This is a genomic window from Streptomyces sp. F001 (assembly GCF_004187715.1).
Classification (GTDB): Bacteria; Actinomycetota; Actinomycetes; order Streptomycetales; family Streptomycetaceae; genus Streptomyces; species Streptomyces flavusporus.
In genome coordinates this window covers 289,101-302,937 of sequence record NZ_QZWF01000004.1, presented here as the reverse complement: position 1 = coordinate 302,937, position 13,837 = coordinate 289,101, and the positions used below count along the sequence as shown (strand labels likewise).

The window sequence follows — 13,837 nt, the reverse complement described above, 5'->3', positions numbered from 1 at the left end:
GACGGGGGTTGCGGCATGTCGGGGTATCGGCCGCGGGACTGGGATCCGCTGGACCTGGACAAGGATCCGACGCCGGGGGATCCGCAACGCGTCCGCAGCCTCGCCAAGTATCTGCACGACTTCGCCGACGACGTCTCGGATGCTCTGCGTCTGGTCAAGGGGATGGCGGACGAGGACGCGGTGCTGTCGTGGGCGGGCAAGTCGGCGGCGGTGTTCAAGGAGGAGTTCTCCGGGGTTCCGAAGAACCTCAAGAAGCTGAAGAAGTCGTACGAGTTGTGCGGGGACGCGCTGGCGGCGTACTGGCCGAAGCTGGAGCGGGCGCAGGCGTTGGCGGACCGGGCGCTGGCCAAGGCGCGCGAGGCACGGCAGGACCTGTCGTCCGCGCAGTCCCGGCTGGCTTCGGCGGACTCCTGGGTGACGCGGGCCAGCAAGGAGGCGGACAAGTACAAGGACGACCCGTCGGGCCGTAGGTCCGATGGTGACAAGCCGGACGAGGCGAAGGTCCGCGCGGCCACCCGCGATGTCCAGCACGCCAAGTCGGCGCAGACCAGCGCCCAGTCGGACGTCTCCGCCGCGCAGGACGCGCTGGCCGCGGCGAAGAAGATGGCCGAGGACGCGCGCAAGATGCGTGACGAGGCCGCTCGGGAGGCCAAGCAGAAGATCGACGAGGCGTCCGACGCGGGCATCCAGAACCGGTCGTGGTGGGAGGAGGTCGGCGACTGGGTCTCCGACAACTGGGACACCATCGTCGCGGTCTGCAAGGTCGTCGTCGCGGTTCTCGGCATCGTCGTGATGATCATCGGCGGGCCGATCCTGGGCGCGATCGTGCTGGTGGCGGCGCTCGTGGTGCTCGCCGACACGCTCTACAAATACAGCAAGGGCCAAGCGTCGCTATGGGATGTGGGGTTGGCGGCGCTGGACTGCATACCCGGCATGAAAGGGCTCACCACCCTAGGAGGCCTCGCCAAAGGCCTGAAGGCCCTCGGCAAGGGCGGCCTCAAGGGTATGGCCATGGGGGTCAGGGGGCTCGGGCCGCGCCTGAAGGGCCTGGGCCGCCAGATGAAGAACCTCTTCACCTGCGGCGATCCGATCGATATGGCCACCGGCCAGATGGTCATGTCGATCACCGACGTCGCCCTCCCTGGCGTACTGCCGCTCGTCATCGAACGCAGCCACCGCACCGGTGTGAAGGCGGGCCGCTGGTTCGGTCCGAGCTGGACGTCGACCCTGGACCAACGGCTGCTGATCGACGACGACGGTATCCGTTTCGTCGGCGCCGACGGCACTGTGCTGTACTACGCGATTCCGGAGCCGGGCGAACCGATGCGGCCGATCCCCGGCCCCAACTGGCCACTCAGCTGGGACGGCTCACCCGGCGGCGAGATCACTGTGCGGCAGCCCGACACGGGCACGACCCTGCGCTTCCGCAAGACGTCGGACGGGCGGGCCACGGAAGTTCCACTGGTCGGCGTAGTGGACCGCAACGGCAACACCGTCGACGTGCACTACGCCACGGACGGCTCCCCGTCCGAACTCGTCCATCACGGCGGATACCGCGTCGGCGTCACCACCAAGTCGGGTCGCGTGACGGCGCTCTCCCTGCTCAGCGCTCCGGATCAACCCCGGCTCCTGACGTACGAGTACGACGCGCTCGGCCGCCTCACTGGTGTCGTCGACTCGTCGTCCATTCCCCAGCAGTACGACTACGACGAACAGCAGCGTGTCACCGGCTGGCAGAGCAGATACGGGAACTGGTACCGCTACGAGTACGACGGCATCGGCCGCTGCGTCCGTACGGGCGGAGACAGCGGCGTCCTCGCCTACGTCTACACCTACGACGACGACACACGCACCACCGTCGCGACGGACTCCCTCGGCCACGCGATCACGTACACGTTCAACGAGGACCACCGCCCGGTTCGCGAAACCGACGCCGTTGGGCAGACCACCGTCCGCAGCTGGGACGAGCAGGGCCGCCTGGCGTCGCTGACCGATCCGCTCGGCCGCACCACACACTTCCGCCACGACACCGAAGGCAACATCACAGAGGTCACCCGCCCCGACGGCGGCGTCATACGCAGGGAGTACGACACGTTCGGGCAGGTCACAAAGGCGATCCAACCGGACGGCAGCACCTGGGAGTCGGTCTACGACGACCGGGGCAACCGGATCGCCGTCGTCGACCCACTCGGCGCCACCACGTCCTTCACCTTTGACGAACGAGGCGGGCTCACCGGCATCACCGACGCCCTCGGCAACCGCCGGCAGGCCGTCGTCAACGACACCGCCGGCCTGGTCATCGGCACGACGGACGCGCTGGGAGCGGCAAACTCCTTCGCACGGGACCCCTTCGGCCGCATCACCGAGCTCACCGACGCCTTGGGGCAGGTCACGCACGTCGCCTGGACCCTCGAGGGCCAGATCTCGTGGCGGCGCCTGCCCAACGGGACCGTCGAGCACTGGTCCTACGACGCCGAGGGCAACCCACTGGAATACCGCTCCTCGAACGGCCGCCGCACCACATACGAAAACACCCACTTCGATCTCTGCACCCTGCGGGAGAACGAGGACGGGACTCTTGAGCGCTTCGAGTACGACACCGAGCTGAGGCTGCGGAGCGTCACCAATGGCGCGGGACTGACCTGGAGTTACACATACGACGGTGTTGGACGGATCGTCTCCGAGACGGACTTCAACGGCCGCACGCTGACCTACCGCTACGACGCGGCGGGCCAGCTGGCCGAACGGACCAACGGGGCCGGTGAGACCACGAGGTTCCGCCACGACGCCCTCGGCAACGTCGTCGCCATGGAAACCGAAGCCACCACCACGACGTACGAATACGACCTGCTCGGCAGGCTCGTCCGGGCGAGCAACGGGGACGTCGCACTCAGCCGGGAGCACGATGCGACGGGTCGGCTGCTCGCGGAGTCGTGGAATGGTCAGGAGGTGCGGTCCGAGTACGACATCACCGGGCGCCGCACCGCGCGCAGAACGCCGAGCGGCGCGATCACCCGGTGGGAGTACGAGCAGGAGCGCCGCGCCCTGGTGCAGAAGGCCGGGCAGTACGACATCACCTTCCAGTACGACATCGCGGGCCGCGAGATCGAGCGTGTGCTCGGCGATGCCCTACGACTGACCCATGAGTGGGACACGGAGCGGCTGTCGACCACGCAGGCGTTCGAGACGGGCGCCGGCACCGCCGGGCAGCGTGTCTTCCAGCACCGGGCCGACGGTCTCCTCACCTCGGTGACGGACTCCCGTCACGGTGAGCGTGCCTTCGTGCTCGACCCCGCCGGACGCGTCACGGTCGCGCGGGGCGGTGCCGGCTGGGACGAGGCCTATCAGTACGACGCCCTCGGCAACCTCACCGCCTTCAGCACCTCGGCTCCCGTGGGCGACGAGGAGACCGGTGACCGCGCCTACGCAGGCACTCTCATCAAGCGGGCGGGTCGCACCCACTACCGGCACGACAGCCAGGGACGAGTCGTCCAGCGGATCACCAAGCTGCTGTCCGGCGGAAGGCGTGAGTGGCGCTACGCCTGGAACGCCGAGGACCAGCTCACCGATGTACTGACGCCGGACGGCCGACACTGGTACTACCTCTACGACCCCCTCGGCAGACGTGTGGCCAAGCAGCTGCTCGCCGCCGACGGTACGACCGTCGTCGAGCAGGTCTCCTTCTTCTGGGACTGCGACCAGCTCGCCGAACAGACCGACGGAACCATCAGCACGTCGTGGGACTGGATCGACGGCCCGACCCCCGTCGGCCAGCGCGTACGCGGGACCGGCCCGGTCGGGCCGGACACCCCGCAGGACGAGATCGACGAGCGCTTCTACGCGATCGTCACCGACCTCCTGGGCACACCGACGGAACTGGTGGACGCCGACGGGAACATCGCCTGGACGCGGTCGTCGACGCTCTGGGGCGTTCCCGTCGGACCGCCCGGTGACGATCGGGTCGACTGCCCACTCCGGTTTCCCGGCCAGTACTTCGACGCGGAAACCGGGCTGCATTACAACCATCACCGCTACTACGAGCCCGGTACGGCCCGCTATCTCAGCCCGGACCCACTGGGACGGACCCCGGCGCCGAACCACCACGCGTATGTGACGAACCCGCTGCAGTGGAAGGACCCACTCGGGCTCAAGGCGCCGTGCATGGTGGACCTCTACCACGGCACGCTCGGTCACCATGCCGACAACATCATGGCGAATGGGCTCGACATCCACGCGTCGACCCGGAAGATGGACTTCGGCCGGGGCGGTTTCTATGTCACGAATGACCCACGGCAGGCTCTGGACTGGGCGAAGAAGCTGGCAGAGCGGAACGGTGGTGTGCCGGCCGTCATCCACTTCAAGGTTCCCAAGGCGGAGTTGGACAACCTGAGCAGCAAGATATTCAATGGCCCGGGCGATGAGGTGGCCGATTTCATCCGGCACCATCGCAACGGGGGAGCGATGCACAACTACGAACTGGTGGAGGGACCGATGCTGCTCAACCTCAGGGGCTTCCTGAGGGAAGGGAAACCTCCGGTTCTCGAAGGTCACCAGATCGCCATCTTCGGCGAGCGGGCAGCCGAACTTTTCACCAATTCAATTCACCGACGAGTAGGGCCTCCGACATCATGACTGAAGAATTCCTTATGCGCCTCGACGAGGGCATGCTGGAATATTTCCGCGACATATCGGAAGAGATGGTGTCGCGATTCGGAATCTCCCGGGCCGAGGCTGTGGCGAGAATCAACGAGCGGTATCAGAACGCCGAGATCTCTGCCTATCCCGATCTCATGTGCCACGAGTTCCCGGAGTACTGGGCCTACGGCCTGTACTACTACCCGGACGCCGCCGGCCGCCTGCCGACGGGCGACGAGGAGGATGACGAGGACTTCGACCTCTCCACCCTTGAGATCCGCCCCGCCCCTGCGAAGGACTCGCCTGCCTGGACACTTGGCTGAGCGTGCCCACACGTCCGGCCCTCGACGCCGAACCTGGCCGAGCATTTCCCCCGTTATCTTCTTCGCGGTCCTGCAAGAGGGCCGCTGGCCTCCGGGCCCGGCATGACTGTTGTCCCCTGTCGATCGGATGACCTGGGGGGCGTGTCACCGGGCCTGGGAGGTGCCGTCGGAGACGTTGATGAGAGGTCCGGCCACCACCCGGTGCGGCGCAATGCCGGACAGCTCGCGGGCGGCAGGTCTGCATAACGTGGATGCGCGCGTACGACACCACTGCCAAGGCCGGCACGTAAAGCTCCTCGGAGAACGACGGAGAAATTCCCAGCACAGGCTTGAGATCCCCGAGAGTCAGGCTCTTTCCCGTGATGAGAAGGGTGGCTGCCGGAGATTCCTGCGAGCGGTCCGAGGCTGTCATGATTCTCGCTATCGATCGCTGGTGCTGGGTGAAACGGTTAGGGGAATGTTCAGCGCCGCGAGCCGTGCAACGACGTCCTGGGGCAGGGTGAATGCGCTGCCCCGGCCGACGAATCCGGAAACCCGGATCGACATCTCGTATCCCCGGTCGCCCAGGTCGGTGAGGCGGGCGCTGAAGGGTTCGATAGCTTCCAGCAGTTGGCGGAGCTGCCCGTTCGTACCTTCCGGCAGTCCGGCGTGCACGGTCAGCGACCAGACGCCTTCTTCGGGGTTCAGTGCGGAGGGCACCACTGGGATTGTCTCCGCCGGGAGATCGGGATCCAGGCCGGACTTCCGGATGACCAGCCGTGCATCCGTTTCGACCCAGTCTCCCTCGGCGTAGCCACGCTCCATGCGCTCGGCTCCCGGCGAGCTTGCGGATGTGTTGGGGATCGCCAGGGGGCGGGGTCCTTGCCCAGGTCAAGTATGTGCCGGTCCGTCGGCCTGTGGGACACGCGCTACCCCCGTACGTACGTTCCTATCGAGCGTCGGCCTTGAGGCTGGCGAGGAACGCCGTGAAGGTTTCGGTGGGGAAGGTGAGGGTGGCGTAGGTGGGGTTCTTTGAGTCGCGGATGGCTATGCGGGGGTGGAGGACGGCGATCTCTACGCAGTTGTTGCCGTCGGCGCCGCCAGAGAAGGACGACTTCTGCCAGTTGTTGGGTGTGGTCACGGCTCGCCTCACAGCTCCTTCGCCAACCTGTGGATGAAGTCACGCGAACGTGCGGGTTCGAGTGATACGGCCTCCACCTTACGGAAGAGCGTTCGAAATGCGCAGAGTTGGGCCTCCGAGTCGATGAAGGCCGTGCCGTGGGCCGTGTCGCGCAGTGCTGTGTCCAGTTTGGGTACGGCGCCACCCGCATACGTCATGCCGCTCCAGGCTCCGCCGAAGTCGTCCAGGTCGAAGGGGATGACGCGCACGGTGACGTGGTCGGCATCGGAGAGTTCCAGGATGCGGGTGAGCTGAGTCTGTGCGTCGGCACGGTTGCCGACTCTGATACGCAGAGCGGCCTCGTGGATCACCGCCTCGTAGAGGGTGGGCTCGGGGCCCGTGATAATCACCTTGCGTTCCATGCGGTGGCTGACTCGCAAGGCAAGGTCGTTCTCGGGGAGTTCGGGGACGCGGTACGAGAAGATGCCGCGGGCGTACTCTTCCGTCTGGAAGAGGCCGGGGACGTGCAGGAACTCGATGTCGAACCGGTACGTGGCGTGGTGCTCCAACTCGGCGATGTCCAGGAACGAAACTGGCAGCAGGCCCTGGTACTTCTCCCACCAGCCGCGCGTCCGGTCGGTCGCCATCGCTACCAGTGCGTCGAGCAACTCCCCGTCTGTACAGGAGTAATTGGCGGCAAGTCGGCGAACGGTGTTCTCGCTCATGCCTACGACGCCGGACTCGATCTGACTCAACCGTGCCGAGTCCGTTCCCAGAGCTGCGGCGGCCTCACGCCCCTTGAGTCCTGCGGCCTCCCGCAGTTTCTGCAGCTCGGCGCCGAGGCGCATCTGGCGCGCAGTGGGTTGCCGCCTCCGTGCCATGGGTTCTCCTCGTCTCAACGGCCTTGGAACGGTGCCTCGTTCGGGGGCAGATTACGGCAACAGGTTGCGTGAGACCAATTTTGGTCTCTACTGTCAGTGACGTGATGCACACGCTGCGGAACGCCGGGGTCTCGGAAGCGCACCGCTCCGTCCTGCCATGACGGCTGCGGCACTGCCACCGCCCGGCCAATCCCCTTCACCCGCTAGGAGTTCACGCATGCCTGAAACCGAAGCCCCCGCCCCCTGGGAGTACACCCTCTACATCCCCCACGACCCCCGTGCCGTCACCGTCTGTCGCCGCACCCTCCGGCTGATCCTCACCATGCACGGCCTGATCCGCCTCTCGGACACCGCCGAGTTGTTGGCAACGGAGCTGGTCGCCAACGCCGTACTGCACACCAAGGGGCCCGCAGCTCTGCGTGTGCGCTGGTCGGCGGGGGTGCTGCGGATCGGGGCGTGGGACGGGGATCCGGCGCCGCCTGATCCGCCGGCGCCGGTGGAATCCCTCGCCGAAGCGGAGCGCGGCCGCGGGCTGGCTCTCGTCCGCGCCTGCGCCGACCTGTAGGGGTGGCAGCCGCTGGCCAGGGAGGGCAATCGCGGCAAGTACGTGTGGTGTGACCTCGTTGCGGCGTAGCTCGTTGATCACGTCGTATGGAAAGGAGGGCTGATGGTCGGATCGCCGCATGAGGCGCTGCATCAGTTCTGCCAGAAGGACCCGGCAGGGTTCACGCGTACCCTGCAGCGCGTGCTGCACATCCCGTTTCCCGAACCACGCGACTTCGCGGTGTTGAACGCAGACCTGACGGAGATCGAGCCGGTCGAGCGGCGCGTGGACACGCTGCTGCGGGCGGAGACGGACGAGGGGACGTATCTTCTGGTCATCGAGTCCCAGGGAAAACGGGACGAGGGCAAGCGCGGCAGCTGGGCCTACTACCTCAGCTACTTGTACGCGAAGTACCGCTGGGAGCCAGTGCTGATCGTGCTGACCCAGAGCAGGTCCACGGCCCGTTGGGCGACACGGCCGATCCGCCTGGGCCTGCCCGGCTGGCACTCGCTCACCGTACGGCCGCTCGTGCTGAGCCCGGAGAACGTGCCGCTCATCGCGGACGAAGCCGAGGCCAAACGGGACGTCTTTCTCGCGGCGTTCTCGGCGATGACACATGGCAAGGGGCCGGATGCCGCTGCCATACTGAAACCGCTGGCGGCAGCGTTGTCGACCACCGACACCCACAGCGCGGGGATGCTCGCGCAGTTCGTCGAGTCATGCCTGGTCGACGTCCAGGCCAAGCAGATCTGGAAGGAGCTGATGATGCCGGTCAACTACTTCTTCCGGCACGAGGTGGCCGAGAAGGTGCGTGAAGAGGGCCGTGAAGAGGGCATCGAGCAGGAGCGTGCGTCCATGGTCCTCCGGATCCTCGACTGGCGCGCCATCCCGGTGTCGGACGTCGTCCGTGAACGGGTGAAGGAGTGTTCCGACCTGGACCAGCTCGAGGTCTGGGCTCAGCGGGCGGTGCACGCGACGAACGCGGAGGATCTGTTCGTGGACGTCGACGAGCGGGCTGCGGAATAGAGGCGGTGCGAGGGCCGGAGAGCCGGGACTTCTGGCGGCATTGACGGTTGCGAACGGCTGGGTCCAGCGAGATGTGAACCGGGCGGACTTCGAGGGTATTTCGGGGCCTACTGTACGAGTGCGTGAGGAATCGGGCCGCGGTGGGCGGGGATTGGTGCTGTCCGGCCTTCGACGGTGTCAGTGCCAGTACCTAAGATCTCTGTAGGCTCGATCCACCCCCACGACCCACAACTCAACGCCCTCCCCACACGACCAGGACACCCGCCATGCCGCGACGCAGCACTCTCAGCTCGACGGGCCCGTCGACCCCGAGGAACCGGACACCGCAGCCCGTGCGGGTGCGGCGGCGTACGTTCGGGGACTTTGTGAAGGCGTTCTTCGCCTTCATCGCCCTGGCCGGACTCGTGGTGGGTGTGCCGGTCGCGCTCGCGATGACCGCAGGGTGGCCGTTGACCGAGGCGCCGAGCCTGGAGTGGCTCCAGAAGGAGGTCACCGTCCAGACGTTCCTGGACATCCTCACCTTCATCGTCTGGCTCGCCTGGGCGCAGTTCACTGCCTGTGTGCTCGTCGAGGTGAAGGCCGCGCTGTCGGGGGTCGGTGTGCCGGGGCGGGTGCCCGGGGCCGGGCCCAGTCAGATGCTCGCCCGGCAGCTCGTCGCCGCGCTGCTGCTGGTCGGTGCCACCGCGGCCAGCTTCGCTCCCGGGCTGTCGCAGCTCGGGCAGAGCATGGAGGGGAATCAGAAGGGGACGGTTGCCGCGGCGCAGCAGACGCCGGGGCTCTTCGCCCAGCAGCAGGAGCAGGCGGCGAACACCACGGCCGCCCTCGCCGAGCAGGCGTCCAACGCCGCCGCCCACGCCGACGACGGCAGTGCGGCCAAGCAGAGCGGCGACACGAAGTACTACCGGATCCAGCCGCCCGAGGGGCGTCACCACGACTCCCTCTGGGAGGTCGCCGAGCGGCACCTCGGTGACGGACGCCGGTACAAGGAGATCTTCGAGCTCAACAAGGACCGCGTGCAGCCGGACGGCTCCAAGCTGACCGAGGCCAGTCTCATCCGGCCCGGGTGGATCATGGAGATGCCGGGCGATGCGGTGGGCGGCGAGCTGGTCGAGATGCCCGATGAGGCGCCGAACGTCTCGCCCGACGTGCAGCAGCAGATCAACGAGTACGCCAAGAGCGGGGATCACGCGCAGGGGCAGCAGGGCGGGGGTGCCTCTGAAAGCTCCCACGTCTCCCTGCCCGAGCAGCGGCCCGCTCCCGACCAACCTGCTCAGCATCAGCAACCGCAGCAGCACGCCACCCTCGCCGCCGAGTCCGGCCACTCCTTCGGCCTCCCCGAAGCCCTCCTCGGCGCACCCCTTCTCGCCGCCGGTCTCCTCGGCGCCCTCGGGCGGCGGCGTCGGCAGGCGCTGTGGCAGTCGGCGCTCGGGGCCGTCGGCGGGCGGCGCGGTATGGAGCCGCCCACGCCGACCGGGGACGCGCTGGACGTGCAGGACGCGTTGCTCGTGGGCGCCGACCCCGAGGGCGTACGGCTGCTGGACCGGTCGCTGCGCGGGCTCGCCGCGTCTCTCGCCGCCGAGTCGCGGCCGCTGCCGACCGTGTACGCGGCCTGGCTCAGCAACGGCGATCTGCATCTGCAACTCGCCCAGCCCGCCGGCAAACCGCCCGCGCCCTGGCAGCTCGGGCAGGACCAGACGTTCTGGATGCTGGCCCGCAGCGACGCCGAACGGTACGAGGACGTCGACACCGCCGCCCCGTACCCCGGCCTCGTCAGCCTCGGCACCATGGACGACTCCCGTCTGCTGCTCAACCTGGAGGCCGTGCCCGGCATCGTCTCCCTGAGCGGGCGGGAGGCCGACCGGGCCGCCGTCTTCGCGTCGGTCGCGGCCGAACTGGCCACCAACGGCTGGTCGGACCGCATGACCATCACCCTCGTCGGCTTCGGTCAGGATCTGACGCCGCTCGCACCCAACCGGCTCCGCCACCTCGACGGTATCGACGATCTGATCGAGACCATGGAGGCGGAGACGCGTCAGCGGCGCGGCGCGCTGGGCGCTGCCGGGCACGACTCCGTGCTCACCGGGCGCACCGGGCCCGCCCAGCACACCCGTTGGGCTCCGCACCTCGTCCTCCTCGCCGCCGAGCCGTCCGCCGAGGACGCCGTCACGCTCGCCGAACTCGCCGCCGACGCCAGCCGCCTCGGCATCGGCTACCTGGTCGGCACCGAGAGCGGTGAACTGCCCGGCGCCGCCTGGGAGATGGAGATCACCGGCAGCGGCAAGCTGCTCGCCCCGCTGCTCGGCCTCGAACTCGACGCCCAGCTTCTGCCCCTGGAACAGCAGCGCGCCGTCGTCGAGCTGTTCGTCGACGCCGACCCCGAGCGCGGGCCCGACGGGCCGAGCAACACCCCGCCGTTCCTCGTCGACGTCAGCGAACAGGGGCGGCCCGCGGTGTACGCGCGGCTGGTGGGGTCGTACGAGATCATCGGCCTGGAGACCCCGGACGGCGAGCGCAGTGCGTTGCTGCACGAGGCGCTCTCGCTGCTGCTCCTGCACCGCGAGGGCGTCCACCCGCGCGTGCTGTCCTCCGCCCTGTGGCCACGCGGTGTCACCGACGACGTACGCGAGGCGCTCCTCGAGCGGCTGCGCGCCTGGCTCGGCACCGACCCCGACGGCAGCGCCCGGCTGCGCACCGACGCGGCCGGGCGGCTCACGCTCGCCAAGTCTGTCGTGTCCGACCTGGACGTGCTGCGGTCCCTCTACTACGAGGCCACGCAGGGCAAGGGCATAGACAACCGTGCCGTGCGCGGCCGGCTGCTGACGGACGCGCTGGTGCTGGTGCGCGGGCCACTGCTGGCCGACCGGCCCGAGGGCCGCTACCGCTGGCTCACCCACGAGATCATCGACGCCCAACTGCCGCTGCTGGTCGCGGACATCGGGCTCGCGCTGTCCGCGTTCCACCTGGAGAAGGACCGCGCGGAGAAGGCCATCGAGGCGCTGGGCGCGGCGCTGCGGACGGCGCCCGCGGACGAGCGGCTGTGGAACGAACTGCTGCGTGCCACCCACGCCACCGGCGACCCCGCACGGCTCCAGGCCCTCGCCGCCGACCTCGTCGGCCGCAGCGGGGCGCGCGGACTGCCGCCGCGCACCGAGGCGCTTCTCGACGAGCTGCTCCCGACCTGGCGCAACGGCGTCGCCGCGGCGGGATGAGCCGGGCGTGAGTGAGGGGTTGCTGATCGCCGTCGTCGCCGTGGTGTGGGGTGCGGTGGCGGGGGCGCTGCTGCCGCGGGCCGCGTATCGGTTCTCCGTGCCGTCCGAGGAGGACTGGCGGGAGCGGTGCCCGGGCGGGCATGCCATCCGGGGGTGGATCGGGCGGGCGCGGTGCGCGGACTGTAGGGCGGCCCCGTCGTCGTACGGCCCAAGCACTCACCTCGTGGAGCCGTACGGTCCCGGCACCCCCTCATGGAGTCATACGGCCCCAGCACCCCCCTCCTCGCCACGGTCACCGCCCTCTTCTGCGCCGCCCTCGCCGCCGTCACCGGTCCCCGGCCCGAACTCGGCGTCTGGCTGCTGATCGTGCCCGTCGGTGTACTGCTCGCGGCCGTCGACCTGCGGGTACAGCGGCTGCCCGATGTGCTCACCCTGCCCCTCGCAGCCGCCTCCCTCGCCCTGCTCGGCCTGGCCGCGCTGCTGCCCGGACACGCCGGTGACTGGACGACCGCCCTGCTCGGCGCCCTCGCGCTCGGCGCCGGATACTTCGTCCTCTTCCTGATCAACCCCAGCGGCATGGGCTTCGGCGATGTGAAGCTGGCGCTCGGGGCGGGGGCGGTGCTCGGGTGGTACGGGTGGCAGGCCGTGCTGCTCGGGACCTTCGCGGGGTTCGTGTTCGGGGCGCTGTACGGGGGTGCCCTCGTCGTCGTGCGGAAGGCGGGGCGCAAGACGGCGATCCCGTTCGGGCCGTTTCTGCTCGCCGGGGCGTATACCGGCCTGCTCGTAGGCGCGGCCTGACGGCAACGCGGGAAAACGGCTGGCGTAGGCTGGTTCAGTCCGCCCACCCGTCTCCCACCACCACCCTTGTTTCGAGCGCTTCGCGCGCACCCTTTGATTTCCTTGACGAAAGGGACGCTTCGGTGACCGAGAAGGCCGACCTCCAGTCTGTGCTCGACCGTGCCGCGGCCGGCGGACGGATCACCCCCGAAGAAGCCCTCGACCTCTACCGCGACGCGCCCCTGCACGCACTGGGTTCCGCCGCCGACGCCGCACGCCGCCGCCGTTACGCCGGCGTGGAGCACATCGCGACGTACATCATCGAGCGGAACATCAACTACACGAACGTCTGCGTCACGGCGTGCAAGTTCTGCGCCTTCTACGCCCCGCCGAAGGACAAGGCGAAGGGCTGGACGCGCGACCTGGACGACATCCTGCGCCGGTGCGCGGAGACCGTCGAGCTCGGCGGTACGCAGATCATGTTCCAGGGCGGTCACCACCCGGACTACGGCGTCGAGTACTACGAGAAGCACTTCTCGGCCATCAAGCGGGAGTTCCCGCAGCTCGTCATCCACAGCCTGGGGGCGAGCGAGGTCGAGCACATGGCGCGGATCTCGGGCGTCTCCGTGGAGGAGGCCATCCAGCGGATCAACGCCGCCGGCCTCGACTCCTTCGCCGGTGCCGGTGCCGAGCTGCTCCCCGAGCGGCCGCGCAAGGCCATCGCCCCGCTGAAGGAGAGCGGTGAGCGCTGGCTGGAGATCATGGAGACGGCGCACAACCTCGGCGTCGAGTCCACGTCCACCATGCTCATGGGCACCGGCGAGACCAACGCCGAGCGGATCGAGCACCTGCGGATGATCCGTGACGTACAGGACCGGACCGGTGGCTTCCGCGCCTTCATCCCCTACCTGTACCAGCCGCAGAACAACCACCTGAAGGGCCGCACGCAGGCCACCATCTTCGAGTACCTGCGGATGATCGCGATCGCTCGCCTCTTCCTCGACAACATCGCCCACATCCAGGGCTCCTGGCTGACCACCGGCAAGGACGCCGGCCAGCTGACCCTGCACTACGGCGCGGACGACCTGGGCTCGATCATGCTGGAGGAGAACGTCGTCTCGGCGGCCGGTGCCAAGCACCGCTCCAACCTGCTGGAAATGATCGAGATGATCCGTACGGCGGACCGCGTCCCGGCCCAGCGCTCCACGACGTACGAGCACCTCGTCGTCCACGACGACCCGGCGAACGACCCCGTCGACGACCGTGTCATGTCCCACATCTCGTCCACGGCGATCGAGGGCGGCACGGCTCATCCGGAGCTGAAGCTGCTCGCCTCCAACTGA

General features: G+C 68.5%; 8 protein-coding genes and 2 pseudogenes. 7 read left to right on the top strand and 3 right to left on the bottom strand.

Annotated features, from left to right (window positions below):
- The first annotated feature begins 15 nt into the window (after positions 1–15).
- Together StrepF001_RS18585 and StrepF001_RS18580 are read left to right on the top strand one after the other, a co-directional pair.
- On the top strand, positions 16–4,632 hold the full coding sequence (locus StrepF001_RS18585; RefSeq protein WP_129799366.1) for a DUF6531 domain-containing protein: 4,617 nt from the start codon (positions 16–18) through the stop codon (positions 4,630–4,632).
- 14 nt (positions 4,633–4,646) lie between these two features.
- A complete protein-coding gene (locus tag StrepF001_RS18580; RefSeq protein ID WP_240797566.1) occupies positions 4,647–4,958 on the top strand; it encodes a hypothetical protein in 312 nt (103 codons plus the stop codon).
- Positions 4,959–5,378: 420 nt separating this feature from the next.
- Here the strand turns inward: StrepF001_RS18580 and StrepF001_RS18575 are convergent, their stop codons facing one another.
- From StrepF001_RS18575 to StrepF001_RS18565, 3 genes are all read right to left on the bottom strand, one after another.
- Positions 5,379–5,762 carry a DUF4279 domain-containing protein gene (locus StrepF001_RS18575; RefSeq protein ID WP_129799364.1) on the bottom strand — a complete coding sequence of 128 codons (384 nt, stop codon included), beginning with the start codon at positions 5,760–5,762 and terminating at the stop codon, positions 5,379–5,381.
- A 124-nt stretch (positions 5,763–5,886) separates the two neighbouring features.
- Positions 5,887–6,078, bottom strand: coding sequence for a DUF397 domain-containing protein (locus StrepF001_RS18570; RefSeq protein WP_129799363.1), 192 nt, complete (start codon positions 6,076–6,078; stop codon positions 5,887–5,889).
- Positions 6,079–6,086: 8 nt separating this feature from the next.
- A complete protein-coding gene (locus StrepF001_RS18565; RefSeq protein WP_129799362.1) occupies positions 6,087–6,938 on the bottom strand; it encodes a helix-turn-helix transcriptional regulator in 852 nt (283 codons plus the stop codon).
- 217 nt (positions 6,939–7,155) lie between these two features.
- Here StrepF001_RS18565 and StrepF001_RS18560 point away from each other — a divergent pair.
- The 5 genes and pseudogenes from StrepF001_RS18560 (at position 7,156) to mqnC (ending at position 13,837) form a co-directional block, all read left to right on the top strand.
- A pseudogene (locus StrepF001_RS18560) lies at positions 7,156–7,572 on the top strand (ATP-binding protein).
- Between the two features lie 33 nt (positions 7,573–7,605).
- Positions 7,606–8,508 (top strand): hypothetical protein, encoded by a 903-nt coding sequence (locus tag StrepF001_RS18555; protein WP_129799361.1) that lies wholly within the window; start codon positions 7,606–7,608, stop codon positions 8,506–8,508.
- 266 nt (positions 8,509–8,774) lie between these two features.
- Positions 8,775–11,717, top strand: coding sequence for a BTAD domain-containing putative transcriptional regulator (locus tag StrepF001_RS18550; protein WP_129799360.1), 2,943 nt, complete (start codon positions 8,775–8,777; stop codon positions 11,715–11,717).
- Between the two features lie 7 nt (positions 11,718–11,724).
- Positions 11,725–12,515 (top strand): annotated as a pseudogene (locus StrepF001_RS18545) (A24 family peptidase).
- A 122-nt stretch (positions 12,516–12,637) separates the two neighbouring features.
- Entirely contained in the window at positions 12,638–13,837 is a 1,200-nt protein-coding gene (gene mqnC, locus StrepF001_RS18540; protein ID WP_129799359.1) for a cyclic dehypoxanthinyl futalosine synthase, read from the top strand.

What these genes read in the sequence shown, in the direction of transcription:
- StrepF001_RS18585 (WP_129799366.1), top strand. Translation starts at nt 16, where the DNA reads ATGTCGGGGTATCGGCCGCGGGACTGGGATCCGCTGGACCTGGACAAG.
- StrepF001_RS18580 (WP_240797566.1), top strand. Translation starts at nt 4,647, where the DNA reads ATGCGCCTCGACGAGGGCATGCTGGAATATTTCCGCGACATATCGGAA.
- StrepF001_RS18575 (WP_129799364.1), bottom strand. Translation starts at nt 5,762, where the DNA reads ATGGAGCGTGGCTACGCCGAGGGAGACTGGGTCGAAACGGATGCACGG.
- StrepF001_RS18565 (WP_129799362.1), bottom strand. Translation starts at nt 6,938, where the DNA reads ATGGCACGGAGGCGGCAACCCACTGCGCGCCAGATGCGCCTCGGCGCC.
- StrepF001_RS18555 (WP_129799361.1), top strand. Translation starts at nt 7,606, where the DNA reads ATGGTCGGATCGCCGCATGAGGCGCTGCATCAGTTCTGCCAGAAGGAC.
- StrepF001_RS18550 (WP_129799360.1), top strand. Translation starts at nt 8,775, where the DNA reads ATGCCGCGACGCAGCACTCTCAGCTCGACGGGCCCGTCGACCCCGAGG.